The organism is Pseudoalteromonas sp. PA2MD11, from assembly GCF_017808125.1.
Lineage (GTDB): Bacteria > Pseudomonadota > Gammaproteobacteria > Enterobacterales > Alteromonadaceae > Pseudoalteromonas > Pseudoalteromonas simplex.
Map to the genome: position 1 here is coordinate 553,818 of NZ_JADKNF010000001.1, position 26,000 is coordinate 579,817.

Sequence of the window (26,000 nt, forward strand, 5' to 3'; positions counted from 1 at the left end):
TAAGAGAACACGATTATGAAAAACATCACTGAAACTCCTATCAAGCACGCTTTGCTTGGTGATGTAAAAATCAGAACATTAAACCCTGAACACGATCTAACGACTATTACCCCTTGGCTTAAACACCCCCAAGCTCAGTTTTGGGGAGCAATGGAACATTCACCCGAAGAAATTTTAGAATTTTATACAACACTCAATAAAGATGAGGCTCAACAAGCCTATTTGCTTGAAATAAACCAAACACCCATTGCTTTAATTGAGATTTACCAACCACACATACTAAAACTTGAGAACCACCTAGCGCTTAAAAACGGCGATTTAGGCATGCATATTTTACTCGCTCCAAAGCAGTTCTCTGTGGCAGGGTTTAGTCTTGCTGTTATGCAGTCGGTGTTAGAGTTTATGTTTAATACCCTCGCCTGTGAGCGAGTGATTGTGGAGCCAGATGTAGCCAATCATAAAATTCATCGTCTTAACTTAAAGGCAGGTTTCAGCCATCATAAAGTTATCAAATTGGGTGAGAAAACCGCATTACTTGGTAGTTTAGAAAAAGATCATTTTAATTACTTACAGCATCTTTCGTCTCGCTTCGACACTTCACAGCAAGGGCCTGCAGTGCAACAATCCACGCCCTCTAGCAGTACTTCGCACCTAGACCAACAGGCTTGGCAATACGCAAACCGTTTACTGATTGCCAAAATGCTCAGTGAGTTTTATCACGAACGACTGTTTAGCTACGACAGTGAAAAATCTAACCATTACGTGTTGCATACCATGGGTGGGCAAAGCTATCAGTTTAAAGGTGAATCAATGCTGCTTAATCACCTACAAGTTGAGCCAAGTAGCATTACTAAAATGGCGCTTGATCACAGTCAACCATTAGATGCTATTGCGTTTGTGCTTGAGTGTAATGACAAGTTAAACATAGATAAATCAATGCTTGGCACCTATCTCGAAGAACTCGCGAGCACACTCAGTGGCTTTGCATTTAAATTTAAAAATAATCGCTATAGCGCTCAGCAATTAGCAGACGCAGATTTTCAAGTGATCGAAACCCAAATGACCATGGGTCACCCAAGCTTTATTGCCAACAATGGCCGGATTGGTTTTAACTCACAAGATTTTCACCAATATACGCCGGAAGCCGCAAACCCATTTCAAATTATATGGCTTGCGTGTCACAAACAGCACACCACCTTTAAAAGTACCCATGATTATAAATACGAGAGCTTGATTGCCGATGAGCTTGATTTAGCTGAGCGTTTACGCTTTGAAAAAGCACTAACTGAGCAAGGTTTAAAGCCAAGTGACTATCTGTTATTTCCAATGCACCCATGGCAATGGTTTAACAAATTAGCCCATGTTTATAGCTATCACATCTCGCAAAAACATATTGTGTGTTTAGGCTACTCACAAGATAGCTATTTACCGCAGCAATCAATTCGTACCCTGTATAACATCAGCAAACCACACAAATGCTATGTTAAAACCGCCTTATCGATTTTAAATATGGGCTTTATGCGGGGCTTATCGAGCGCCTATATGAAAGTAACTCCGGCAATAAATCAATGGTTGTTCGACTTAGTAAACCAAGATAGCTATTTAAAATCACTGAAGTTTCAACCTTTAAGAGAAGTCGCAACCCTTGGCTTTGATGAGCAGTATTACACTCATCCAGCGCTTGGCGATAACCCTTATAAGAAAATGATGGCGGCTCTTTGGCGTGAAAATCCTGCTCAATACATGGACGAGAATGAAAGCCTTGCCACTATGGCAAGTCTGCTTCATATCGATAGCGAAGGCCGTTCATTTGTGAGCGCTAAAATTGCCAAATCGGGGCTAAGTGCTGATAAGTGGTTAGCCCACTACTTACAGGCTTATATGACACCATTGCTACATTGTTTTTACCAGTATGATTTAGTCTTTATGCCACATGGTGAAAATCTCATCGTTCGATTTAATAATCATGTTCCGGTAGGCGTATTCATTAAAGACATTGGTGAAGAAATTGCCTTATTAAATAGTAATATCGAGCTGAATGATGAAATAAAGCGGATTAAGGTAACCATTCCAGAAGGCGTTGCCGTGTTGTCTATTTTTACTGATATTTTCGATTGCTTCTTCCGCTACCTTTCGGCAATTTTAGTAACTGATGGCCTTTTGACTGAACAACAGTTTTGGCAAGCCGTCGCCGATACAATTGTTCAGTATCAGGCGAGCCACCCAGCTCTAAAAGACAAGTTTGCTGAGCATGATTTATTTGCTGAGTCATTCCCATTGTCTTGCTTAAACCGCTTACAGCTGCGTAATAATCAACAAATGGTTGATATTACCGACCCAGCTTCAAGCTTGCAGTATGCAGGTGATTTACAAAACCCATTGGCGCAATATGCACTTGCAAACACAACAGCATAATAAGCTTGAGTTAGCCTTACGTCAGCAGTGCTCACTGCTGACGTTCTTAACTCCAACAATCGATGAACAATGGTTTAGCAGTCAATGTTTAACTAGCAAGCAATTAACCGATTTAGCTAACGCTATAAAATTAAGAGGAGTAAATGTTACTGAGGGATATGTCGCAATCAATCTCTACTTACAACTGAACTGGCAAGTTATTTACTTATTAGTAGCCTGTGTAGAGCAGCTTGGTTGCATTCCTGATCTGGTCAATATTAAGCAGCGGGTAATGGGCTCACATATTTATGGTTTGGCTAATTTAAATATCATGGCTCAACAAGACTCTTTTAATAATGCAGATTTGATTGAACTGGCAGCCAATCATTTATTTGACCACCAGCAAGCTTGGTATAATAACGTGCCATTGCAATACAGGCTAAATAAAGGATTATTAAAACGTTTACAAAGTGATACTTTTCACGCAGCGTTAATCGCTTGCTGGCCAGACAAATCGATAAAATTTATAGCAAAGCGTTTTCAACCATGGCAAAAGCTATGTGGTAAACATCGCTTTCATGATCAAAACAATAAGCTGACATTTATGCGTAAAACCTGCTGCTTACACTACCAACTTGTAACCGCTGATTATTGCGCTAACTGTCCGTTAAACAAAAAAGGCACTAGCGCTTGCTAATGCCTTTTCCAAACGTTTACTATATGAAGGCTTTAAACCTATTTATTAAGCGCGTTCATCCTTAGGTGATTCCATTACCACATGAGTTGTAATGGTGCGTACCTGTGGTATTGAGCCTAGCACATCAGCATGAAATGCTTTATAGGACTTGAGATCCGCCGTCTCGACTCTCAGCAAATATTCAAACGAGCCAGTTACATTGTGGCACTCTTTTACTTCATCAATAAACTCAAGAGCGTGTTCGAATGCTCGCTGAGAGACGGTTGAGTGCTCATTTAAACCAACCCCAACATAAGCGATAAATCCTAGGCCAACAGCCTGATTATTTATAACCGCCCGATACCCCGCAATAACCCCAAGCTTTTCTAGCTCTTGCACTCTACGAAGGCATGCCGAAGGTGATAAACCCACTTTATCTGCCAGCTCGGCATTGGCAATTCGGCCATTGCGTTTAAGCTCATGCAATATTCTGTCGTTAATTTTATCTTTTTTCATTTTTCATTGTGAACTTTAAATATACACAACAATATTAAGCGCAAAAATTGCGCGCATTACAACTTATAATTGCATCTTAATTCAAATGGAGAGATAGCGATGAGTTTTGAAATTTTAACAGCCTTGGCATTATTTGCTTTGGTGTCATCAATTACCCCAGGGCCAAATAACTTAATGTTGATGAGCTCAGGTGCTAACTTTGGCTTTAAAAGAACCACACCACACTTACTTGGCGTGACGCTTGGCTTTATGTTGATGCTGGTTTTAGTAGGCCTTGGCATCATGCAGTTATTTGACTTGTTCCCACCAAGCTATTTGATATTAAAAGTATTTTGTATTGCTTACTTGCTATATCTGGCGTTTAAAATTGCCACAAGTAACGCACAACAAAAAGCCAGTAGTGAAAATAAGCCGTTTACTTTTATTCAGGCTGCACTATTTCAATGGGTGAACCCAAAAGCGTGGGCAATGGCATTAAGCGCGGTTAGTTTATATGCCCCAGATAAAAACCTCACCTCAGTGTTAATCGTAAGCCTCGTATTTGGTTTAATTAACCTGCCTTGTGTCAGCTCGTGGACACTACTTGGCGAAAAGCTACAACACTGGCTTGCCAGCCCAAAGCGCTTAAAAGCATTTAACTACCTAATGGCAATTCTATTAATCGCTTCAGTGATGTTTAGTTTGTTTTAAATGATTATTAAGATTGAAATACCAATTCACTTGATTAAGTGAATTGGCTTGGATCTAAACTACATAAATTCAAACTGCTCAACAGTTGCGAGCTTTAATTTGTCTATATCTTTTTTGGCCGCTTTACAATGACGACGTAACTTTGAAGGAACATCTTTATCTGCAACAAGGCTTTTTAGCATAGCTTGATAACGCATCGTTTGTGCATTGGCAATAATTTTACAATAGTACGCGACACCATCTAGCATACGCCCATCGACAGTATATTTATTTTGCCAGAGCTTATTCGCTAATGCGTCTAGGTATTGCTCTTTATAAACACCGATATTATAAAATTTCTTACCAAGGATTTGAGTTTCGGTACCATCAGCTTGGTTCACTACATCAACAAACTGATAATGCTCTTGGCTATTAACATTATAAGTTAACTTTGAGTAAAACTGCCCATCTGCAGGTGACTTAACCATTTGAACACTGCCAAGATCTGTGAAATGAAATATTTGTATTTCAGGCTTGTTATTAAAAAAGCCTTTTTCAATATAACGAATATGATCAGGCTCACCTAACTTCTTAATAATAGCTTCTGCGCTTAGCCCCTGCTCAAGAAAAAACAATGGGTTATCAAATGACTCTGTTGTGATAGCAACCTGCTTTTTAATAGTCGCTTGCGTTTTTGGCGGCTCGGGAAGTACAACTTTACCCTTAACTAATTTGGCGATTACAGCTGTACTCTTATCAGGATCACCTTTTAAAACAACAGCATCAGATACTTGCTCACCAGCGCTATTTACAAGCCAAACAGACGAAAAGTCACTACTCAAATATCCCTTTACTAGATAGCTTTGTCCTGCTTCTGGAATAAAAGATACATCACCTGTAACAATGTAATTCGTTCCTGAATTAAACATATAGTTAATAGGTGCGGCATGATGGACCTGCGCTACTAGTGTTAGTGTCATTTCCTCTGCTGGTACTTTTCGACTAAACCCCACTGGTGACAGAACCATACCTTGTCCATAAGTAGCTTGGTTTGTTGCCCTAATAGCGTTATTGACATCTTTACCATTCACTTTACTCAAGTAAAAGAAGCGACCTGTACTAGTTGCCATGGTTCTGAAGGTGTCATCTATAGTTGCTGTTTCGCCCTGATATCCTTGAGGAACAGGGTTATAAGTTGTCATACAAGCAGATAAAGTTGATACAAAGAATAAAATAGCAAAGATTTGTATTAATTTTTTCATATTTTTAAATTCTATATTTAATAGTAAATTCTAAATTAAAATGCTTAAGCTATATGCATAGTGAGGCTTTAAGCATATTAAATACAAACAGAGGCATGATTCTATTTTTCTTAAAGAAAACGTGAGGGACTTACTTAAAAGTGGCACAAGTTGAAACATCCATGTTTTGCGCAACGTACTTTATCAGCTTTCAGCTGCTTGTTCACTAAAACCGTATAATCTAATTAACAATTCTAACCGTAATGAATTGAAGACTATTTTTCACACGGCACTAAAAAATCAACATGGTAATGCTCATCATGTCGCACCCAGGATGGTTTAGTCGAAAACTGAATATGCTCTTTTAAATAGTCGGCATACTTGGTTTTATAAAGCCCAGCTTGCAGGCTTGGGTCAAAGATCACGCGCCAAAGATCGTAACCTTTTGCTGTTGCCGATTTATGTAGCTCAACAATATGAGCTGCTAAAGCGGTGTAATCAATCTTAAACTGTTCAAACCGGCCTTGTTTATCAAATTCTATGTCGTAGCCAAAGCGATTAAATACATGTGTTGGCAAATGAACTGATTGCCCCTTTTCGTTAACAACCGGCGTCATAAAATCAACCGACAAGCCATTTTGATGGGTTTTATGCGGGCTAAATTTCCCGCCATTGTCTAAGCCCGTTTCAGCGTATTTGTATCGTTTATCAGGATGGGATTTCTGGAGCGCTTGGTAGGTATCAACAATGATGTTTTTTACCTGCGAATGAACATACGTACGCCCTGCCAACTCTGCCATTTTGCTGTAACTGGTAAAGTTATCACCTTTGCTTGGTAGTTTTACTGCATTACGCACATAGCCATTGGCAGTCGTTCCACCACAGACGCTATTAGCCAGAACTGACCCAGAGCAAAATAATAAGGCTAAAACTAAACATGTTTTCATTGCAGTAGCTTCTTTAAAAATTTAAAGCTTAGCGACCTGAGAATGAACAAAAAGTGAAAATAGAACCTACTTTTAATCCTTATAAATCAATCAAATGTTCTAGCCTTTCTAAAATTATCTAGACACTAAAACAGCTTACTCATTATCACTCGGAGAGAAACACTAATTGCTGAAGCTCGGTGTAACCAAGCTCTAACGGAATATGGAGTGTTTGCATATTCTTACGACTCAATGCGGCGTGCAGAGGGAGAACAGCTAACCCTTTTATAGTGATATTAGCTACATCCGGGGTTTTTATAAGTCTAACAACCTCTCTGTCTCCATATTGCGAGATCGAAGGTATAAAAGGACGTAACTGCTTAATTAATTTCTCTAATAAAATTTCATTCACATCACCACCCATAATGATAGTTTGCGTATTTAAAAGAGATTCAAGGGTATGAATTGCAATACGAAGAGGCTCTGATGCTTGCTCTACCCACAGATCTAACTGCTTACTTACAGCACAATGAGCTATAAGCTCTTCTTGAGTTACCCCATTTAGATTTAACATCGTTCTTAAAGACGCCATTGACGCAAAGTCATTTAAACGTCCAAGCTCAGCTGTCTTTTCATCAGTTTCTGGCGTAACAAAAATATCGCCAAGTGCTCCAGTTAAGCCATTTTGACCCAGCAGAATTTGTCTGTCATAAACGACTGCCGATTCGACTCTTAAGCCTAAGTGGATAAAAATAAAGTTATGTAATTGCTGAGCTTCACCAAATAACATATGGTATGCCGCACAAGCAGACGCTGACGTCTCTAAGGCGATGGGTAATTGTAATTTATTAGCGAGCTTGTGCTGCAACTGTTTATTAAATGTATAACCATTTATTGCGCTATCATCACTCGTTTCTACAGACAAACCAGCACCTAGAATCAATGATTTATCGATATCATCGACTTGAACTAACGTATCAACTAAGTACGCAGTTTTGTCTAGTAGGTTTTCTGATTCAACGAGTGTATGTAACCGATTTATTTGCTCACCATTGAGGTAAAAAAGACCTACCTCTAGCTCGTTATTAGCGACTCTTATCGCTATTGTGTAAGCTGCTTTTTTATTAAGGACAAGCATTTTAGAGGGTTTTCCTGCCCCTTCAGCTTTTTTAATCCCTACTTCTTCTACTAGTTTTGCAGCTAAGAGCTCTTCAACCATGTTGGTGATTGTTTGCTTTGTCAGCTGCGTATTTCGCGCTATTTCCACACGAGAAACGGGGCCTTGAGTAACAATTTGCGAGAGCACAAGACGCAAATTTATCGCTTTATTTTGCTTTGCGTTAGATCCTTTCACTTTAAGCCCACCTTTTTACATCTTTTATAACGTCTTACGCAGTTTAAGCCATCCTAGCAGGAAACCGAATAAAAATTAATTAGTAAAAACATTTGACATATTTATATTCATAGACAAATATGATTATAAATAAAACAATTAAGAAATGTTATTTTTACTTTACCCTTACATTACAAAACCAGCTTACCTAACAATTACATATAGTTATAGTAAGTTATTACTATTAAGTAAAAATGCATGAATTAAACAGGACTGTTTAATATGTCTACAACTAGAAAAAACAAAAATCATAGCGCATTAAAATCACCAAACATCGTCTTTTTGAGCCTTTTATATATACTTTGCTCTTACAGCTTCTCTTTATCTGCGAAAAATATACAAGAGATAGACTGGTCAAAAGCCGCTAACTCTAGCGATATCAACCTTTCAGCTGAGCAAATAAACACAATAAAAGATAAAAAGCTCACTGCTGCTCTCGTTTGGCACGGCGCGAGCCCTTGGATCAATGCTGTTAGCCGAGGTGCAGAAGATGAATTTAAAAAACTAGGCGTGAGGGTAATTGCTCAGACAGATGCGCAATATGACCCTGCAAAACAAGTAGCTGATTTAGAGAACATTTCAGCATTAGAGCCTGACCTAGTTTTATCTCTGAGTATTGATGGCATAAGCACAAAGTTAAGTTATCAAAAAATACTCGCTGGTGGCGCTAAACTCGTCTTATTAAGTAACCCTATCCCTGGCTTCCAACATAACAAAGACTTCGCCGGAATTGTCACTGATGATATGTTTGGTATGGGCGAAGCTGCCGCAACGCTTGTTGCACAGGCATCAAATGACACAGGGAAAATAGGGATCATTTTCCATGATGCTAACTATTTTATAACCAACAATCGCGATCAAGCCTTTCGAAAAGCTTTAACACGTTACAGCAATATTAAAGTGATTAGTGAGAAAGGCTTTGTAAAGGAACATGAAACCAGCAATATTGCCGCAGCAATGCTGTTACAACACCCTGAAATAGATACTATTTATGTATCATGGGATACTGCAGCAGAAGGTGTAATTGAAACACTGCGCTCAATTGGCCGTAAAGATATAAAAGTAGTCACTCACGATTTGGGAGTAAATAACCTGCTTGATATGGCCATGAATGGCAACTTATACGGCACGATTTCAGACCGCCCATACGACATTGGTAAGACCATGGCTCGCATTGCTGCAGGTGCCGAAATTGGTATTCAAGCACCTGAATTTACTCTGGTCCCTTTCGATTCGGTAACCCACGAAAATATAGCCTCAATTTGGCACAAAGCATTCAAAGCACCGCTACCTAAACTACTTGATTTAGCATTAAAACAATAAGGAATGACATGAGCATAAATCAACTAACACTTGATCAAATAAAGGGGCTTGCGTTAAAGCGAGAGTTCTTTATTTACTACATATTTCTAACCGTGATGCTGTTATTTACTGTGACGCTTCATGACAGTGGCTTCTTTAGCCTAACTAACTTCATGAATATCGTAAGACAAACAGCCCCCGTCACTATTATGGCAATTGGACTAACATTTGCGTTAGCTGTCGGACACATTGATTTATCAATAGGCGCTGTCGTCGCACTGTCGGCCTTAGTTGGCGCAATTTTACTACAGCATGTTGGCATTCCTCTTGCGGTAGTTGGTGCCTTAAGCGTAGGGCTGATTGTAGGTCTGATTAACGGCTTACTAATCGAGCGTTTACAGGTCTCGTCTTTGCTTATTACCTTAGGAACTATGGGTGTAATCACCGGCGTTGCAAGACAAATTACTAATTTAGAGTCTGTACCAATTATTGACCAAACTTTTACCGCTTTTTTTGGTGCCGGCGAGCTATTTGGTGTGCCATCTTTGCTTATTTGGACCCTTGTTATCGCAGTTATTGCCTATGTAGTTTTAACTAAGCTTTCTTTTGGTCGCCACTTGCTTGCTGTAGGCGGTAGTCCAAAAGCAGCACTTGCTATGGGCATTAAAGTAACCCGAATTCGACTTTATGCATTGGTTATATCTTCTTTAGCCGCTGCCCTTGCAGGTCTGTTATATGCAGGTCGCTTACATGGCGCACGTTACACACTCGGTGAAGCAGACTTATTAACGGTTATTGCCGCCGTAGCTATTGGCGGAACCAGTCTTTTTGGTGGGCGCGCTTGCATAATTGGCGCAATTTTAGGCTCTTGGTTAATGGGCATGATCAATAATGGACTTATTCTTTCTGGTTTTTCAACCAATGAACAAATGATTGCACGCGGTGTAATTTTAGTTATTGCCGTAGCTATTGGCGTCAAGGAGTTAAAAAATGGTTAGAACAGCACTCGATCAAGTCGCCTTAGAAGTTCGAAACATTAGAAAAAGTTTTGGCGGTGTTCACGCACTTCAAGGAGTTAATTTTACCATTAATAAAGGCGAAGTTGTTGGTTTACTTGGAGACAACGGCGCAGGTAAATCAACTTTAGTTCGCTGCGTTTCAGGCATTCATAGCCCTGACGAAGGAGAGATTATTGTCAATGGCCATGAGGTCAATATTAACTCTCCTCTTGATGCACGCAACGTTGGAATCGAAACTGTTTTCCAAGACTTAGCTATGGTGCCTGAGTTTAATATTACGGAAAACTTATTCCTTAATCGTGAAATAAAACACAAAAACCCAATTCTTCGTAAACTTGGCTGGCTAGATAAAAAAGCGATGGAGAAAAAAGCCAAGAAAGCACTAAACCGGCTTAATAGCCGTATTCCGAGCTTCGAAGAACAAATTTACCGTTTATCGGGAGGCCAGCGTCAAGCAGTTGCTATTGCACGAGCAGTAAACTGGGGAGCTGATATCGTTATCATGGACGAACCAACAGCCGCTTTAGGTGTGGAACAAAGTGCTCAAGTCAACGAGCTTATTAACCTCATCAGTTCGCAAGGTGTTGCCGTATTACTGATCAGTCATAATATGCAGCATGTCGTCGAAACATGCGACAGAGCTGTTGTACTTTACCAAGGTCGATCAGTCGCCGATGTTGCAGTTTCAGAGGTAACTAAAGAAGACTTAGTAAGCTTAATCACAGGCGCTAAAACAGCGGCATAAAGGAGTATGAGAATGAGTATAGAAAAAAAAGTAGCCCAGTTAATCGACACACTTCCCTTAGCCGAAAAAGTTGGCCAACTGTTTTTACTCGCATTTGCAGGAAAAGACTACGATTACGCAAAAACATTAGTCAAACAGTTTCATGTTGGTGGTTTTTATATCACAGATGACAACGCTGCCAATCAAAAAGAAGCAACCATTATGGCTGCTATGTTGCAGCAGGAAGCTGCTTTAAGAGCATGTGATGTCCCATTGTTACTTGCAGTCGATCAAGAAGGTGCCTGGGGCATACTTACACACCATACAGATTTAGGCCCCGGAAACCTTGCGCTTGGGCAGGTAAATGACCGCTCATTAACAGCTGACATGTATCAAGTGTATGGGGAACAAATGCAGCACATTGGCTACAACACTCTGCTCTCGCCTTGTGCAGATGTTAATGCAAACCCTAATAACCCGATTATTGGTTTGCGCTCTTTTGGGGAGGAGCCCGTGGCGGTTGCTCAACATGTCGGTGCAGCAGTTGAAGGGGCAAATAAGTCAGGTAATCTCTGTTGTGCAAAGCATTTTCCAGGTCATGGAGATACACACAGTGACTCGCATCAAACTTTACCTTCTGTGGATAAATCTTTTACCGCACTCATGCAGCAAGATCTAGTACCATTTAAAGCCGCTATTGAACAAGGTGTTGGGCTTATAATGACAAGCCATATTTGCTACCCGCAAATAGACCCCGACAACCCAGCCACATTATCAAAGATAATTTTGCAGGATATTCTACAGAAACAATTAGGCTTTAAAGGGCTTATTATTACAGACAGCATGAATATGTGGTCTATGAGGCGTAATTATGAGCCAAGCGAGGCCGCAATAAAGGCACTTAAGGCAGGGGCTCATATTGTCATGTTAAGTGAAGAACATTACGAAAACAGTACAACTCCCTACAAAGAAATTCAAGCTGCCACGATTCAAGGTGTTATCGACGCCGTTAACAATAACGAGTTATGTGAAACCGTGATTAATGACAGGCTTCAACACGTATTAGTGTTTAAATATACGCACTTTGCAGATGCAATTAGAACGCCATATAGCCTAGTTAATAAAGCCTCAGATATTGCAAAACTTGCAGCAGAGAAAGCGATAAAAGTGCTGAGAAATGAAAATGGACTTTGGCCACTCGACAAACACCAATTTACCTTAGCTTTTGCAGCGAACCCGCAAGGTTACGATAAAATAACTAATGACAGAGGGATTGGTCCTAACGATCCCTTATCTGCTCAACATGTCATAGTAAATACACTAAAACAGCGAAATACACCACATACTCTTCTCAGTTATCAACAACTACTGGCTGCGCTTAATAGTGAAGAGTTTCGGCTTAAAGAACCATTAGTACTAGTAACCGAAGATTATCCTTTGCCAGGCGAGTCATTCGATGTTTTAGACCAACAAAACATACTCAAAATGGCCGTTGAAAAGTGGCCAGATCAACTTGTAGTCATTGGGATGCGCTCTGATTACGAGCTTGCTAATCACCCACGTTTAAAAACCTATATTTGCGCATACTCTAGCCGAGCTATTAGTGCTGAAATAATTGCAAAGCTGCTTTAACACGCTCATAAAACAACCAAATTAAACTTGACAATTAGTCAAAATGATTTAATAAATAATTAGTAAATCATTTTTATTAAACATAATGATAACAACAAAGGGGTAAACAAATGAAAACCACCGCGGCTTTAAAAACTCATTATTTAACGCTATGTATTATGACAGCGCTATCAAGCGCTTCATTATCAACCTACGCTCAACAGAATGAAACTCAAGCGCAAGAAAACAAGGAAATGGAAACCATTGAAGTCCGTGGTATTCGTCGTAGCCTTACTGAAGCATTAAACACCAAGCGCTTCGCAGACTCTGTTGTTGATTCAATTTCAGCAGAAGACATTGGTAAGTTTCCAGATAAAAATATTGGTGATGCTATGCAGCGCATCCCTGGCGTTACGGTAGTGCGTACTTTTGGCGAGGTTGCGGGCGTAACAGTACGTGGTACTGCACCAGAACAAAGCATGGTGTTACTTAATGGACAAAATGTTGCCAGTGTTGGTTGGTTTGACTTAGGCGGTATGAATCGTAGCTTCAACTTTGAGATGCTCGCAGCAGAGCAAATCTCTGGAATGGATTTATACAAATCAGCAGAAGCTGACATCAATGAAGGCGCAATGGGTGGTACTGTTAACCTAAAAACAAGAAAACCGCTTAACCTAGATAGTGGCACCGTATACGCCTCTGTTGAAAACAGCTATCACGCCAACGCTGAAACTTGGTCTCCTGCATACTCTGCTCTTGTTAGTTGGAAAAACGACAACGAAAACTTCGGTATTTTAGTCGCTTACTCAAACGAAGAGTCAAAAGTATATCGTGAGACGTTATCAAACTTTGGCCCAGCGGGTAATGCCACATTTGTTGATACAAATGGTGTCGAACGTCAATCATATGGGGCAATGTCATCAATTCTATTTGATGAAGATAGAGAGCGTAGCAGCTCACAAATCACTCTACAATATGCTCCTAGTGATGCGTTGAGTATGGATTTAAATTACAACTTGTTTGAACTTGAAAACAGCCATGTAAACTCTGCTCAATTTGCCATTGTGGGATTTGGTCAAATGCAAGGTGACTCTGTTGTGGTTAATGACCAAGGTATTGTCACTGCAGCAACGTCACTTGCATCAGGCCCAGGCCCAGCTCCTTTGTTTAATAACACCGTATTACGAACTCCGAAAATGCAAACCGACGCCCTTAACTTTTCACTTAACTACAATGCGGACATTTGGTCTGCTGACTTTGTAGTTGGTCGTTCTGATGCTAAAGGCCGTACTTTACAATCAAGTACTTGGTGGGGCGATATTACTGATACAGCAAACTCGAGCTTCAGCTTTGATGTTGCAGGCCCATTAGAGTTGGTCCCTACGAACCCAGACTACATGAAAGATCATAACAATTTTGCGCTATTCCAAGAGTTCACATACATCAATTACAAGCGAGACAATACTATTGACTATGCACAGGCTGACTTTACCTTTCAACTTGAATCGGGCTTATTCACATCTGTTCAAGCAGGTATAAAGGTCCAAGAGCAGGTGTTTTCATCGCAAGGTGATTTCCAAGATTTAGATGTAGTAGCGGCACAAGCTGACAACTTAACTTTAGCTGATTTTAATGGCGGTTTTGTATCTGGCTTACACAGCGCTGAAGGTCGAGCTGGTAGTTTGTCAGCATTCCCTGTTGCTAGCACCGCTATCTGGGATTACGCACACAAAAACAAGCCTTCTGAAATTACAGTAAAAGATGCATTCTCAATTGAAGAAGACATTACTGCCGCCTACGTGAAAACTAATTTTTCTGGTGAAGGCTTTAGAGGTAACATCGGCTTACGTTATGTCGATACAGATATCCTCTCAACCGGCAGTATAAATGGCGAGCCTGACAAAATCAGTAAAAACTACAGCAACTACTTACCTAGTTTAAATTTGGCGGTTGATTTATCAGAAGATATGATTTTCCGTTTTGCAGCAGGCTCTGCAATATCACGTCCTGATTATGACGATATGAAGGTTGCCGATATCATTTCACAAAGCTTTCAAACTGCCAATGTAGGTAGCCCAGAGCTAGACCCTTATAAATCAGATCAGTATGACATGGGTGTTGAGTGGTATTTCAGTCCCTCTTCAATTATCGGTGCAACATTCTTCATCAAGAATATAAGTGATTATATTGAGCAAACCACAGTAAAAGAAAACTATCCAGGCTGTGGCCCTGAATGTCTTGTAACGCGTTCAAGAAATGTCGGTACAGCAGATGTTCGAGGCATAGAACTGCAATATCAACAAGACTTTGATAATGGCTTTGGTATACAAGCAAACTACACCTACACAGACAGTAGCCGTACAAATTCAGCGGGAGAAGAAGTTCCAATTGAGGAAGTTTCACAAAACTCATTTAACCTATCTGGTTACTACGAAAATGATATGTTCAGTGCGCGTCTAGCCTACAACTACCGCGATGACTGGGTTCGACAATATAACGGTAGTAGCCTAGACAGTATGAACGACCCATACGATCAATTAGATGCATCCATTGTTTGGCATGCCACAGATTATCTAGATATCACCCTTGAAGCAGCAAACCTATTGAATGAGGCCCTCGTCTTACGTCAACCAAAAGCAGGCAATATTGTTCATAGCGTAGATGAGTTTGGTACCCGTTACTTTGTTGGCGCAAGCATACGATTCTAAAAACCTATTTATGCAGTTATTTGCTTATACCAGGTTAGGTTTCAGCTTCCCTCCTCTGGTCTTTTAGCTAACGCAGAGCCCCATGCTCAACCATAAGGCAAGTTGCCCAGCTTGCCTTACTTTCCAACCAAAAGCTAAACCCACCACATTAGTAAAAACATTTGACTTATTATCAAGGTCAACTACCTTTAACCTTGAGGTGAATAAATCGTTAACAAAAAAGCACCTTAAATCCAATTTCATGGATAGCTAATCTCATACTTTTTAACTTCTGCAGTAAAGACTAGGTATGTGTTGAAGGCCATGAGTAACAACATTATCAACAGGAATAATCGAATGAAAATTACAAAAACAGCGGCAATAGTTGGCCTACTTCTTACTAGTAACGCATCAGCAGGTACCGGTGTGCAAAGCTTTTTAGATAGTCTAAGGGACTTCGAATCTGGTATTAACCCAAACCTTGCAAACTTTTACAGTGATAATCTAAATAACCCTGTTTACACGTATGCAAAAGTATCGGCACCTGGTCGTATGATCAGAGACTGCGCAACAGGCAGTATGATCCCTGAACCAACCACTATCAGTGAATTTTTTACTAAGCTTGGAATTGACGACATTTACAATCCTCAAACGCCAAACGACCCTCAAATGTTCAAAAACATGCAATACAACTCAATGAATGCATGGGGTTTTGTTGGTTATCAACTAGGTGAAGCAGTCTTAATTGACGCAGGATACTACAGCCCAAAAGTTGTTGAAGTTGATGGTGTCGAATACGACAGTTTCTATGTATTTGTAGATGACTCGACTTGGATTGGCTGTGAAACAGAAGCACTTGTCGAAATTGTTGGATCAGGCGGTAACATGATTCTAGCAACAGACGTAAACAAGTGGGAAGGTAACTTTGTAGGTAAAAATGGTGTTAATTCTTTTCAAGATCTGCTCATTCCAGACAATCAAGAATTAGTCATGCGCGATGCAATGCGCTTTAACTATGGTGTTATGACACAGTTATTGCAAGACGCTAACATGACATGGTCACAAGCATTAGCTAAAAGTTGGCCCGGCACTGACGATGATGGTAATGCTATTCAAGTTCAAGCAACTATGTCTGGATTATTAGCTGCAGCTCACCTACGCGGGGCATGGGGAACAGCTAGACTACTTACCAATGATGAAATCACTTGTGATGAATTAGGCACTTGTATTACTAAGTATGTACATAAATTTGGTGGCTACAATACAATTTTTGATACCCCTGAAAATGATACGATTGAAGGTTCACAGTACGATGAAAGACTATCGGCAGGCTGGGGCAATGACGCCGTTATCACAGGCGGCGGAAGCGACATAATTGAACTTCATGAACAGGCAGGATCTATCACTACGCTGACCGACTTTACTATAGGCGATGATTTAATCGTACTGAGAGATTGGCAAACGACGAATCCGTTAGCTAACTTAACAGTTGCAGATGTAGCGCAAGGGGTTGAGTTAACATTTTCAGGTCAAACAATCTTAATCAAAAATGCGACTGCTAGCCAAGTAAACCAAAATACAGCCAATGTCATTGCTGAATCCAAAATATACGAAATAGCTTGGTCAGGTTCGCAAACAGTAAATGGCTTTAACCCTTTACTAGACAAAGTTCGCGGTACAGCAGGCATTGGCTTCAAACATTTAAAAGCCTACGAAACTGACACATCGCTTGTAGTCGGTGTTCAGGCTCAAGACGGAGGTATTTACAGTTCGATTGAGTTAGTAGGCTTAACTTTGTCTGATCTTACACCTGAAATGTTCGATAATGTGACGGGTGGCTTTGACCGTTTAGGTTATATTGTCCCATTAAGTAACCAAAACTGGGGTTGGAATGTTGAGTTAACAATTAATAATTTTGATATTGATAAAACAGTAATCAGTATGCCGTTATTTAACTACAGTTACTCTATGTTGGTGCTAACGCAAGAAAATAATGACACTGTTATTACGCTGAATGAATCTTCATCACAGGGAGATCAAAAGCGTCTAATATTAAAAAACATCGATGTGACGAGCCTTACAGCTGCTAACTTCGAGTTTGTGTCTGGTAGCTTTAGTGACGCATCAATTGAAATTCCTGTTTACTTTGATATCTCAGCTCAAGTGATTGGTAGTGGTGGCGCAATCTCACCAACTCCTGATGCTAGTAATGTAATTGCTGCTCGAGGTAACCAAGATTTCACTATCAACTTTATCCCTGATGCAGGTTATCGTGTTGCGTCTGTAAAAGTGGATGGCACTTTTATCGCTAATCCTCAAAGCTCATATACATTCAGTAATTTATCAGCTCCTCACTCAGTTGAGGTCACATTTGAATTAGGAAGTAGCTGCCCTACTGCTTGGGACTCAACAGCAATCTATGTAGGCGGAGATCAAGTTACCTACAATGGTCAAACCTATGAGGCCAAATGGTGGTCTCAAAACCATCAGCCAGATTTAGGCGACCCATGGAAACTAGTTACTCCATGTAATTAAGTCATACTCATGCCGAGGCACTTCACCTCGGCATACTTTTTATAAAGGAGCTATAAATTTAAATTTTTTGGAATAAACCTTTCACCCACTCGTTACCTCTATGTCAATTCGCAAAAAAGAGGACGAGACAATGACAAATTTAAAACAATCACTTATCGCAATCTGTGTCGTAACTGCAACAGGCTTTTCAGCGGCTTCATCAGCAGCTAACGTGCAACTATCAGTCGCATCTGAACAGCAAACAGCCAGTGATAATCAAGTTTCGACAAGTTCAAACCAAGCATCGTCGAATACGACAATGATGCAATCAACTCAACTGTCAGGCTCGGCAACAACACAAAATTCATCAGTTGGTGTGAATACTGAAAGTTCAAATAGCGGGCAAGCAAATAATCAAACAACGATTGAAAACGATGAACAGCAGCCTGCTGAAACAATGCCCGAGCTTGGTTTAACAAACTCAGTATCAAGCGCTTCTCAAGCAGCTAATACCGTAGCGCTAGCAGGTGAGTCAATGCTGTCAACTGCTGTTAGTAATGTGACCGTCGCTAACACAAATTCGAACATAACCAACGCAATGCAAAATCAATTGAGTCAGCAAACAGATGTATTAGCGTCTTTAGAGCCAAGTGAGCTAAGCACAGCAGGCTTAAATCAGGCCTCGCAAATCACTAATGACCTGCAATCATCACTGATTAGTAATGTACAACAAGCTGCAATGAACTCTGTACAAAGTAGTGTTGAGCAAACCATTTCATCAACTGTTAGCAACAGCGTCAATCAACAAGTTGCTGAGCAAGTATCCGCAGCGACGACTACTGAAGTCGTTAATAACATTCAAAACAGCTTGAACTTAGGCCTTTAACCAATAGCGTGCCGGGTTATCCCCCGGCGCTCCTTTAGGAGATTATTATGCGTTCAATTAATAAGCTCATCACCTTAAGTGCGTTAACCACAAGCATTCAAGTATTTGCTTCGGATGCAACTTTTCATGCTGATGCACAAATTGGCTTAACGACTAACTCCGATTTAGCCATTAAAGAGTTAGATGATATTTCTTCACAAAGTGATACGGGTTCAATACTTAAAGCTGGCGTTAGCGCTGAGTTACATGCAACTGACAACCTTAAGTTCACACCAAGTTATCGATACGAGCAAACAAATTATCACCAGCTTGATCAGTATGACTTGGCATTGCATCAATACAGCCTTGATTCTAGCTATAGCCTTTCTGGTACTAATGTCGGTATTCGTTATGACGGCGCTTTAGCAAAAGTAGCAAAAGAAACATTTTTAACCTTGGATCAAGCAAGTTTGTATGTGGGCCATTACTTTAATCCAACAACCTATCTGCGTACTGCAATTAGGGCATCAGATAAACAATTCGCCACACAGTCAATGCGCGATGCAAAAGGGTTAGGGCTTGATTCAAACCTGTATTACTTTATTAATCAGGGTAAAACGATGCTGCTTTTAGGCGCTAGTTTAGATAAAGAAAATGCTGATTCAGAGCAATTTAACTTTAAAAGTTGGGGTTTAAATACAGGCATCACTCATCGTTTTAAAGCGTTTGATATAAGCAATAAAGCAGGATTAAGCTGGCGCTATCAAGATAAAAACTACCAAGAAGTTATCAACCAACCACTTACACAAAGCGAGCCATCTCGGGATGAAAGTCGCAGTGTAGTCAGCGCATTTTGGCAGCTTTCTGTTTTTGACTCTTTGCAAATTGTTACTGAAGCAGAGTACGGCGATTATCAATCTAAGCTGGCAGCAAACACCTATACCCAAAGTATTGCTTCGCTGTCATTAAAAGCCAGCTTTTAATCGATTACGCCATGTCCAAACACCGCATCTTTGCCTACTTCACCTAAATCATTCGCTTGTTGCTGTAACGCCTGGTAAATGTTTTTAGGAGAAGCATTTGGCTTTGCCGCTAAGCATGCAGCCGCCGCTGAAATACGCGGCGCGGCAATAGAGGTTCCAGATTCCCGACCAAGATCCCCCCCAGCTTTTAACGTCATGACATTGACGCCTAATGCCGCAAAATCAATATAATTACCTTTGTTTGACCAGCGATAAATTCGGTTTTGGCTATCTAGTGCCGTGACAGCAATGACATGTTGGTATGCCGCAGGATAAAGTGGCAGCGCAGCAGGTCCTTCATTGCCTGCAGCCGCCACTAAAGTTACTTGTTTAGCCGCTGTAGCATTGATTGCGGCCGCTAAAATAGCGTTGTCGGGCCCAGTAAAACTCATATTGATAACAGGCACCTCGTTAGCAACCAACCAATTAAGTGCTTCAACTATTGCAGCTAATGTCGCCCCTTGTGATAAATCAGACTGCTGATAAAACACCGCCGCGCTGTATAATGTTGCCTCAGATAATAACGGCATGAGCTGCCCATACTTACCTACCAAAACGCCAGCAACCGCAGTGCCGTGCAAATCGGGGGATACTAAGTCATTTGCAAGAAATGACTGCATTTTTATCTGTGTGTTACTAAATCCCGGATGAGTCGTATCAATCGCACTATCAATCATGCCAATTTTCACAGGCCAGTCACACGTTGCTGTAAGCTTTGATGAAGACGCATCTTGCTGAGAACCATTTTGCGCTTGATAAATATGATTTCTATCCAATAACGCTGCATCATCGAGTGAAAGTAAACGTTGCAAATGCGCTTTTGAATCGTAATTGGTCGGGACAACAAACCGCATTAATGACAAACCCAATGACGTGTATTGTTTAGTGACGATAATTTGCGCGCCAATTTGCAACAGTTTTGCCTGATGCTGTTCATTCGCCAGTATTATCCATTGCCTTTCAACTGCACGAAAACCATGCTCAACGTCGACTTCAACAAATGCAGGAGCCTGTAACTGATTGAGTATCTCTAGCCTTTTGGGTAGCGAGGTCACAATGGCTGTTGCGTCGTCGATTAACTCATGTTTGCGTATGCTTTCTACTTGGCTGGTTATGCGCGGTTCAAGTTGATTAATAACAGGATCTACCTGTTCTATCACACCATTTATTGGCTTGATAATCGCAGCTGATAGCGTACTTGAAGTAAACAGCAAACTACTTAAAATGACTGATTTCAATTTCATGTTACAGTGACTTCTCATTTAGTTAGGTACTACTATAACGTTTCAGTGAAAGAAAAATTGCATTTATTGGGAATAAAACTTTTTCTTGCCCGTTATAGTAGTGTGAGTTGGCTGAATCATTGATGAGTTATTTCATTAATCGGCCCTTGCCCTAACCAATAAGGGAAACTATGACAAATACAGTAACCAGTTTATTACCAGCGCTGCGACGTTTTGCATTTTCGCTTACCGGCAATCAAGCAGATGCCGATGATATTGTACAAATGACCATCGAGAAACTTTTACAAAAAGGCATGCCCGATGATATTGAACCACTAAAATGGGCTTTCAAGATCTGTCGCAATGTTTGGATCGACGAATACCGCTCGCAAAAAGTGCGCTTAAAGGCAGTTCAAAATACTGAACTTCAAGAACCCGTCTGTGACGATGAACAAGAGAGTTTCGCTACCCAAGAGACTTTGCAACGAGTAAATAACGCTTTAACAAGTTTGCCAGATGAACAGCGCGCTATAGTATCTCTCGTGGCAGTGCAAGGTATGGCTTACAAAGATGTTGCGCACACCCTCGAGATACCTGTTGGCACCGTGATGAGTAAATTGTCACGAGCCAGAGCTGCACTTTATCAATTAATTAAGCCTGATTTCACTAAGGAAAACGCATGAAGATTGATGACCAAACACTCAGTGCTTTTTTAGACAATGAATTACCAGCAAACGAAATGGACGCAATACGTAATGCAATTGCTGAAGATGAGCAACTCGCTTTACGCCTAGCTGAACTATCTGAAGTTGACATGCTCGTTAAACAACACGCAGCACAGATTGATGCAATCCCCTTGTCTGATGAACTTGCACAAACAATCGAGCAACATAATAAAGAGAATGTCGTTTCGCTATCTAGATGGCAGCAAATTAAACTAGCTGGTCGCAAACAAATGGCCGTTGCAGCAAGTATTGCGGTGCTTTTTACAGTCGCTATTGCTAGCTTTGTTCAACAACAAGGTTTGGAACAACCCATTGCCAACGCATTAGATCAACAACTGAGTGGCGACAACACGGTAATAGATACAAACAGAAGCCTAACTGCACAGCTTAGCTTTGTTAATACTAATGGCGATTTTTGCCGCCAATACACGCTGTATTCTAAAACTACCCAGCAAACACATATTGCTTGTAAACAACAAGGAATTTGGCAGCTTCATGCATCAAGCGAGCAACGCGCAATGTCAAGCCAAAGCTATCGCTTAGCAAGTAAAACACCTGCGCTTGATAGTTACATCGACGAGCACATTCAAGGCCAGCCGTTAGACCGTAACGCCGAACAACAAGCACTGACTAGCCATTGGCAATAAGCGAGACAATCATGAAACACGTATTATTAGCTTATTTTGCCATTGTATTAATTGGCTGCACCAGCAGCCAACATTCGAATGATAAAAACATTCCTGGCCTAACAACTAAGCAGCTTGCGGATAATCAATATATCCTTCAATACGAGACTCGTCACGGTTCAAAGCGCTCAGCGCTTGAGCAAAGTATGCTGCAAGCCGCCAACATTACGATAGACACCGGTTATGACTGGTTTCTCGTTGCCGAGCAGGCAGTTGATGTTGAACGCGCCAAGCCCACTAACAAACCACGTTTTGAGCAAAGAGCACACTGCGGTTTATTAACCTGCACAAGTCAAACTTCGCCAGCACTGCATGAGTCAACGTTATTAGAGCGCACAATAGTCGTACAATTAACAATCATTTTAGGAAAAGGCATAAAACCAAGTGAGAAAGCGCATGATGCTTATACGCTAATTGAACAAGCTAATAATTCATAAAATTAATATTTAAAGGTAAAAATTATCCTCATTACATCTTTTTACCTACGGCTGAACTGCATAAGTAATTACACCGTTAATCACTAATACTTTGATCTCACTTAAGTGAAATTAACTAGATAAGCGCTAAACTTACCACAACTTGATTAATTGTAAGGATGTAGCCATGACACACCTAGTTAGTGATTTAATGACGCCAGACCCATTTGCTATTAGCGCGCAAAATACCCTGCATGATGCTCATAATCTAATGAAAGAGAAAAATGTTCGTCATATCCCCGTGATCAATGAGCACGGTGGTTTGGTTGGCATGTTAACGCAAAAAATCATGATTGCTCAGGTAATGAATATCATGGCGAATTACAGCGCCAGCGCCCTCGAACGCAAGGAAAAGCAAACTAAAGTGGTTGATATTATGGCTACCGATTTTACCAGCATCTCGCCAGAGCAACCGCTTCACGAAGTTGCTAAGTTTTTTGTTGAAAACCGTCATGGCTGCATGCCTGTGGTTGATAAAGATAACAACCTAGTGGGCATTCTAACTTCATCTGATTTTGTTCGTTTAGCAGCTGCATTGCTTTCTTAAGTCGTAACTTTGTATCTGCACACTGAATTTTTTACAGAAGGTGTGCAGAGTTTTCATACTTCTTCTTAGCTAGTATCCCCCCTCTCAAGACTTAAATAAAATTAACCCTTTAAATTCAGAATCTTATAATTTAAAAATTATTAGGCACAACGCTTGCTTCTGTGTAATTACACATGCTTTTTAGATTAAAAGCGAAAGGAAATTTACAAATAATCTCGGAGGAGTAATGAGTAATTCATCATCAAAAATCGCAGAATTTACAGCACCGGGTGTTAAAGACCAAGCTGCAGCGGACACGATTGCTATTCTAGACCAACGCATGGTCGCTTTAATCGATTTACACCTCACTTTAAAACACATTCATTGGAATGTTGTTGGTCCTAATTTTATTGGTGTACACGAAATGTTAGACCCACAAGTAAGCGCAGTGCAAGAGATGACTGACACGATTGCAGAGCGTATTGCAACCATGGGCGGCGTACCTGTTGGCACACCTCAATCAATTGTAGAACGCCGTACTTGGCAAGATTATTCAATTGGTAAAGGCTTAGTTACTGACCACCTAACAGCGCTTGATAAAGTGTATAACGGTGTTAATAAAGACCACCGTGCAGCTATCGATAAGCTTGGTGAGCTAGACCCAGTTTCTGAAGATATGATCACCGGCCAACTGGCTGATTTAGAACAATTCCAATGGTTTGTTCGTGCGCATATTGAATCGTCTACCGGCGAATTGAAAGGTTAAACCCCCTAGGTCTATCCGAAGACCCCTTGCCCAGCATTTGCTGGGCTTTTTAATGCTTTGTTACAGCCAACCTTTATGTTTAAAGAACAAGTAAGGTGCAAAGCCAGACAGCAACATAATGCCAATTGCAAACGGGTAACCCCATGCCCATTGCAGTTCAGGCATACTGTTAAAATTCATCCCATAGATACTGGCGACAACGGTCGGAGGTAAAAACACCACTGAGGCGATAGAGAAGGTTTTGATAATTTGGTTTTGTTCGATGTTAATAAAACCCTGAGTCGAGTCCATTAAGAAATTCACCTTATCAAACAAAAATGTACAGTGAGACATAAGGGTATCAATATCGAGTACAATTTCACGTAGTGATTCGCGGTCTTCTGTCGGCGCTCCTAGGTGGCGCAGTAAAAACGAAATATTCCGGCGCGTATCCATCAAACATAAACGCACCTTACCGTTATTATCTTCAAGGCGAGAAATTCGGCTAACGGCTTCTTCTAAGTCAGAGTCATCCTCTTCAAGTACATAGGCACTAAGTTTTTCTAACTGATGATGCATGTCTTCAAGCATATCAGCGTGGTTTTCGACTTTTTGGTCAAATAAAGTCACCAAAAGTTGCTTTGGATTATCACACGCCACTTGCCCTTTCCGAGCACGTAGTCGTAATAGACGAAAATCAGCTAGTTCATCATCGCGGATTGTCAGCAAACAGTTGTCTTGTAACAAACAAGCTACGGTTACCGTGTTAAAGCGCCCTTCGTTTGGTGACATGAAAAGCGCATGCACATGCAAGCCTTCATGGTCGATAAAACAACGGGAAGAGGCCTCGATTTCTTCAACATCATCAGCGCCGGGTAAGGTGATATTAAGGGTGCTTGCCAGCGCTTGTCGTTCTTCTTCAGTCGGATTTATAGTATCAATCCAATGGGCATTCTTAATAGCGGTTGCAAGAGGCATATCAGCAGCTGGCTCTGTTTCTGTTATCACACCTTGGTCTATAGAAAAAAATCGTAACATGCGCCCTACTTAAAAAATAAAATTATTTAAAGAATTTAGGTGTTTCAAAGACAAACAATATATCAGTGTTTTTATGGAGCAAGCCATTAAAATAGCTTGGCAAATGCAAGCTGGTTTCGCCCAGATAATTTAGCGCTATACAGTGCATTATCAGCTCTTTTCATTAAAGATATTAAGTTTTCTTCATGAGAACGGTCCCAATCAGCTACCCCTAAACTAACTGTAATCTTTAGCGGTTGCTCAGCGTAATTAATTGTCATCTTTGCGACAGATTTACGGAGCAATTCTAGCTTCTGTTTTGCCTCTACCACTCGCGTGTTTACCAAAATTAGAGCAAACTCTTCACCCCCTAAACGACCTAGTAAATCCTCTTGCCTTAAAGTTTTCTTGACTAGGTTTGCAAAACTTACCAATACCTCATCTCCAGCAGCATGACCGTATGTATCATTAATTTTTTTGAAGTGATCTAAGTCTAAATAAGCAAATACAACTGGTTGATTATTACTTTGACACATTTGCAATAGTTCATTCCCTTGAGCTAGAAACTCTCGACGAGATAGCAATCCTGTTAAATGATCATACATTGCTAGTTTTCGATGTGTTTCCTCTAATTTTTGAACTTTAATCATCAAACCACAAATAGACCATGAAACGATTGGCGCAGTAACTGCAGGAGCAATTGTCGCTATAATAAAAATGATAGGCATCATTTCTGTCCCTGTAGCAAGAAGAATCAAGAAAGTAATCTGTAAAGAAATTGCAATACTAATTACAGTAATAAAAAGCATCCTAAGCCAACGGCTTTTTTCTCTTTCTCGATAATCCATTAAAGTTCGTTCTGTTTCATAAAAACGCCTCATGCAAGCCTCCCGCCCTCAAAGTAATTGATGATCGAGTATAATCTAAATTTCATCCAACAAGACTAGCACAAAGAGTTGAACTACGAAGTTACACCCCTAAATACATATTGATTGTGATAACTATTTTCATTTGCATTTAATTAATTATAATAGGGCTACTAT

General features: G+C 40.5%; 23 protein-coding genes. 16 read left to right on the plus strand and 7 right to left on the minus strand.

Going from position 1 to position 26,000, the window contains the following annotated elements:
* Window positions 1–15: 15 nt before the first annotated feature.
* Together ISP07_RS02370 and ISP07_RS02375 are read left to right on the plus strand one after the other, a co-directional pair.
* On the plus strand, window positions 16–2,415 hold the full coding sequence (locus ISP07_RS02370) for a GNAT family N-acetyltransferase (RefSeq protein ID WP_209326661.1): 2,400 nt from the start codon (window positions 16–18) through the stop codon (window positions 2,413–2,415).
* Window positions 2,390–3,091 carry a (2Fe-2S)-binding protein gene (locus tag ISP07_RS02375; protein WP_209326662.1) on the plus strand — a complete coding sequence of 234 codons (702 nt, stop codon included), beginning with the start codon at window positions 2,390–2,392 and terminating at the stop codon, window positions 3,089–3,091. The genes ISP07_RS02370 and ISP07_RS02375 overlap by 26 nt, the downstream gene beginning before the upstream one ends.
* 45 nt (window positions 3,092–3,136) lie before the next feature.
* Here the strand turns inward: ISP07_RS02375 and ISP07_RS02380 are convergent, their stop codons facing one another.
* The gene (locus ISP07_RS02380; protein ID WP_054551870.1) at window positions 3,137–3,586 is read right to left on the minus strand and encodes an Lrp/AsnC family transcriptional regulator; all 450 of its coding nucleotides are present in this window, start codon (window positions 3,584–3,586) and stop codon (window positions 3,137–3,139) included.
* A gap of 99 nt (window positions 3,587–3,685) precedes the next feature.
* On the opposite strand from ISP07_RS02380, the gene ISP07_RS02385 reads away from it, so the two are divergent.
* Entirely contained in the window at window positions 3,686–4,276 is a 591-nt protein-coding gene (locus tag ISP07_RS02385) for a LysE family translocator (protein ID WP_199529155.1), read from the plus strand.
* Between the two features lie 59 nt (window positions 4,277–4,335).
* On the opposite strand, the gene ISP07_RS02390 is transcribed toward ISP07_RS02385, so the two are convergent.
* The 3 genes from ISP07_RS02390 to ISP07_RS02400 all read right to left on the minus strand — a co-directional run bounded on the left by ISP07_RS02390 (window position 4,336) and on the right by ISP07_RS02400 (window position 7,776).
* Complete coding sequence (locus ISP07_RS02390; protein ID WP_054551872.1) at window positions 4,336–5,517, minus strand: hypothetical protein; 1,182 nt, start codon at window positions 5,515–5,517, stop codon at window positions 4,336–4,338.
* A 254-nt stretch (window positions 5,518–5,771) separates the two neighbouring features.
* Entirely contained in the window at window positions 5,772–6,443 is a 672-nt protein-coding gene (locus ISP07_RS02395; RefSeq protein ID WP_209326663.1) for a penicillin-insensitive murein endopeptidase, read from the minus strand.
* A 145-nt stretch (window positions 6,444–6,588) separates the two neighbouring features.
* On the minus strand, window positions 6,589–7,776 hold the full coding sequence (locus ISP07_RS02400) for an ROK family transcriptional regulator (RefSeq protein WP_209326664.1): 1,188 nt from the start codon (window positions 7,774–7,776) through the stop codon (window positions 6,589–6,591).
* A 261-nt stretch (window positions 7,777–8,037) separates the two neighbouring features.
* Between ISP07_RS02400 and ISP07_RS02405 the strand changes: the two genes are divergently transcribed.
* The 8 genes from ISP07_RS02405 (at window position 8,038) to ISP07_RS02440 (ending at window position 19,520) form a co-directional block, all read left to right on the plus strand.
* Window positions 8,038–9,138 (plus strand): substrate-binding domain-containing protein, encoded by a 1,101-nt coding sequence (locus ISP07_RS02405; protein ID WP_082389194.1) that lies wholly within the window; start codon window positions 8,038–8,040, stop codon window positions 9,136–9,138.
* A gap of 8 nt (window positions 9,139–9,146) precedes the next feature.
* Window positions 9,147–10,115 (plus strand): ABC transporter permease, encoded by a 969-nt coding sequence (locus ISP07_RS02410; RefSeq protein WP_054551875.1) that lies wholly within the window; start codon window positions 9,147–9,149, stop codon window positions 10,113–10,115.
* On the plus strand, window positions 10,108–10,881 hold the full coding sequence (locus tag ISP07_RS02415) for an ATP-binding cassette domain-containing protein (protein ID WP_054551876.1): 774 nt from the start codon (window positions 10,108–10,110) through the stop codon (window positions 10,879–10,881). Before ISP07_RS02410 ends, ISP07_RS02415 begins: the two co-directional genes overlap by 8 nt.
* Window positions 10,882–10,893: 12 nt before the next feature.
* Complete coding sequence (locus tag ISP07_RS02420; protein ID WP_209326665.1) at window positions 10,894–12,492, plus strand: glycoside hydrolase family 3 protein; 1,599 nt, start codon at window positions 10,894–10,896, stop codon at window positions 12,490–12,492.
* Window positions 12,493–12,602: 110 nt separating this feature from the next.
* Complete coding sequence (locus ISP07_RS02425) at window positions 12,603–15,179, plus strand: TonB-dependent receptor (protein WP_209326666.1); 2,577 nt, start codon at window positions 12,603–12,605, stop codon at window positions 15,177–15,179.
* Between the two features lie 336 nt (window positions 15,180–15,515).
* Window positions 15,516–17,693 carry a carbohydrate-binding protein gene (locus ISP07_RS02430; RefSeq protein WP_209326667.1) on the plus strand — a complete coding sequence of 726 codons (2,178 nt, stop codon included), beginning with the start codon at window positions 15,516–15,518 and terminating at the stop codon, window positions 17,691–17,693.
* A gap of 130 nt (window positions 17,694–17,823) precedes the next feature.
* Window positions 17,824–18,558 carry a hypothetical protein gene (locus tag ISP07_RS02435; protein WP_209326668.1) on the plus strand — a complete coding sequence of 245 codons (735 nt, stop codon included), beginning with the start codon at window positions 17,824–17,826 and terminating at the stop codon, window positions 18,556–18,558.
* A gap of 47 nt (window positions 18,559–18,605) precedes the next feature.
* Complete coding sequence (locus ISP07_RS02440; RefSeq protein ID WP_209326669.1) at window positions 18,606–19,520, plus strand: surface lipoprotein assembly modifier; 915 nt, start codon at window positions 18,606–18,608, stop codon at window positions 19,518–19,520.
* Here the strand turns inward: ISP07_RS02440 and ISP07_RS02445 are convergent.
* On the minus strand, window positions 19,517–20,803 hold the full coding sequence (locus ISP07_RS02445; RefSeq protein ID WP_228290479.1) for a S8 family serine peptidase: 1,287 nt from the start codon (window positions 20,801–20,803) through the stop codon (window positions 19,517–19,519). The genes ISP07_RS02440 and ISP07_RS02445 overlap by 4 nt on opposite strands.
* Before the next feature lie 170 nt (window positions 20,804–20,973).
* Here ISP07_RS02445 and ISP07_RS02450 point away from each other — a divergent pair, with 170 nt between their 5' ends.
* The 5 genes from ISP07_RS02450 (at window position 20,974) to dps (ending at window position 23,961) form a co-directional block, all read left to right on the plus strand.
* Window positions 20,974–21,465: an RNA polymerase sigma factor gene (locus ISP07_RS02450; RefSeq protein ID WP_063700442.1), complete on the plus strand. Its 492-nt coding sequence runs from the start codon at window positions 20,974–20,976 to the stop codon at window positions 21,463–21,465.
* Complete coding sequence (locus tag ISP07_RS02455) at window positions 21,462–22,154, plus strand: anti-sigma factor family protein (protein ID WP_209326671.1); 693 nt, start codon at window positions 21,462–21,464, stop codon at window positions 22,152–22,154. The genes ISP07_RS02450 and ISP07_RS02455 overlap by 4 nt, the downstream gene beginning before the upstream one ends.
* A gap of 11 nt (window positions 22,155–22,165) precedes the next feature.
* Window positions 22,166–22,630, plus strand: coding sequence for a CC0125/CC1285 family lipoprotein (locus tag ISP07_RS02460; RefSeq protein WP_209326672.1), 465 nt, complete (start codon window positions 22,166–22,168; stop codon window positions 22,628–22,630).
* Window positions 22,631–22,796: 166 nt separating this feature from the next.
* The gene (locus ISP07_RS02465; protein WP_054551886.1) at window positions 22,797–23,216 is read left to right on the plus strand and encodes an HPP family protein; all 420 of its coding nucleotides are present in this window, start codon (window positions 22,797–22,799) and stop codon (window positions 23,214–23,216) included.
* 226 nt (window positions 23,217–23,442) lie between these two features.
* Entirely contained in the window at window positions 23,443–23,961 is a 519-nt protein-coding gene (gene dps / locus ISP07_RS02470) for a DNA starvation/stationary phase protection protein Dps (RefSeq protein ID WP_054551887.1), read from the plus strand.
* 60 nt (window positions 23,962–24,021) lie between these two features.
* Here dps and corA read toward each other — a convergent pair whose 3' ends face one another.
* Window positions 24,022–24,978: a magnesium/cobalt transporter CorA gene (gene corA / locus ISP07_RS02475; protein ID WP_054551888.1), complete on the minus strand. Its 957-nt coding sequence runs from the start codon at window positions 24,976–24,978 to the stop codon at window positions 24,022–24,024.
* 86 nt (window positions 24,979–25,064) lie between these two features.
* Complete coding sequence (locus tag ISP07_RS02480; protein WP_209326673.1) at window positions 25,065–25,838, minus strand: GGDEF domain-containing protein; 774 nt, start codon at window positions 25,836–25,838, stop codon at window positions 25,065–25,067.
* Window positions 25,839–26,000 lie beyond the last annotated feature (162 nt).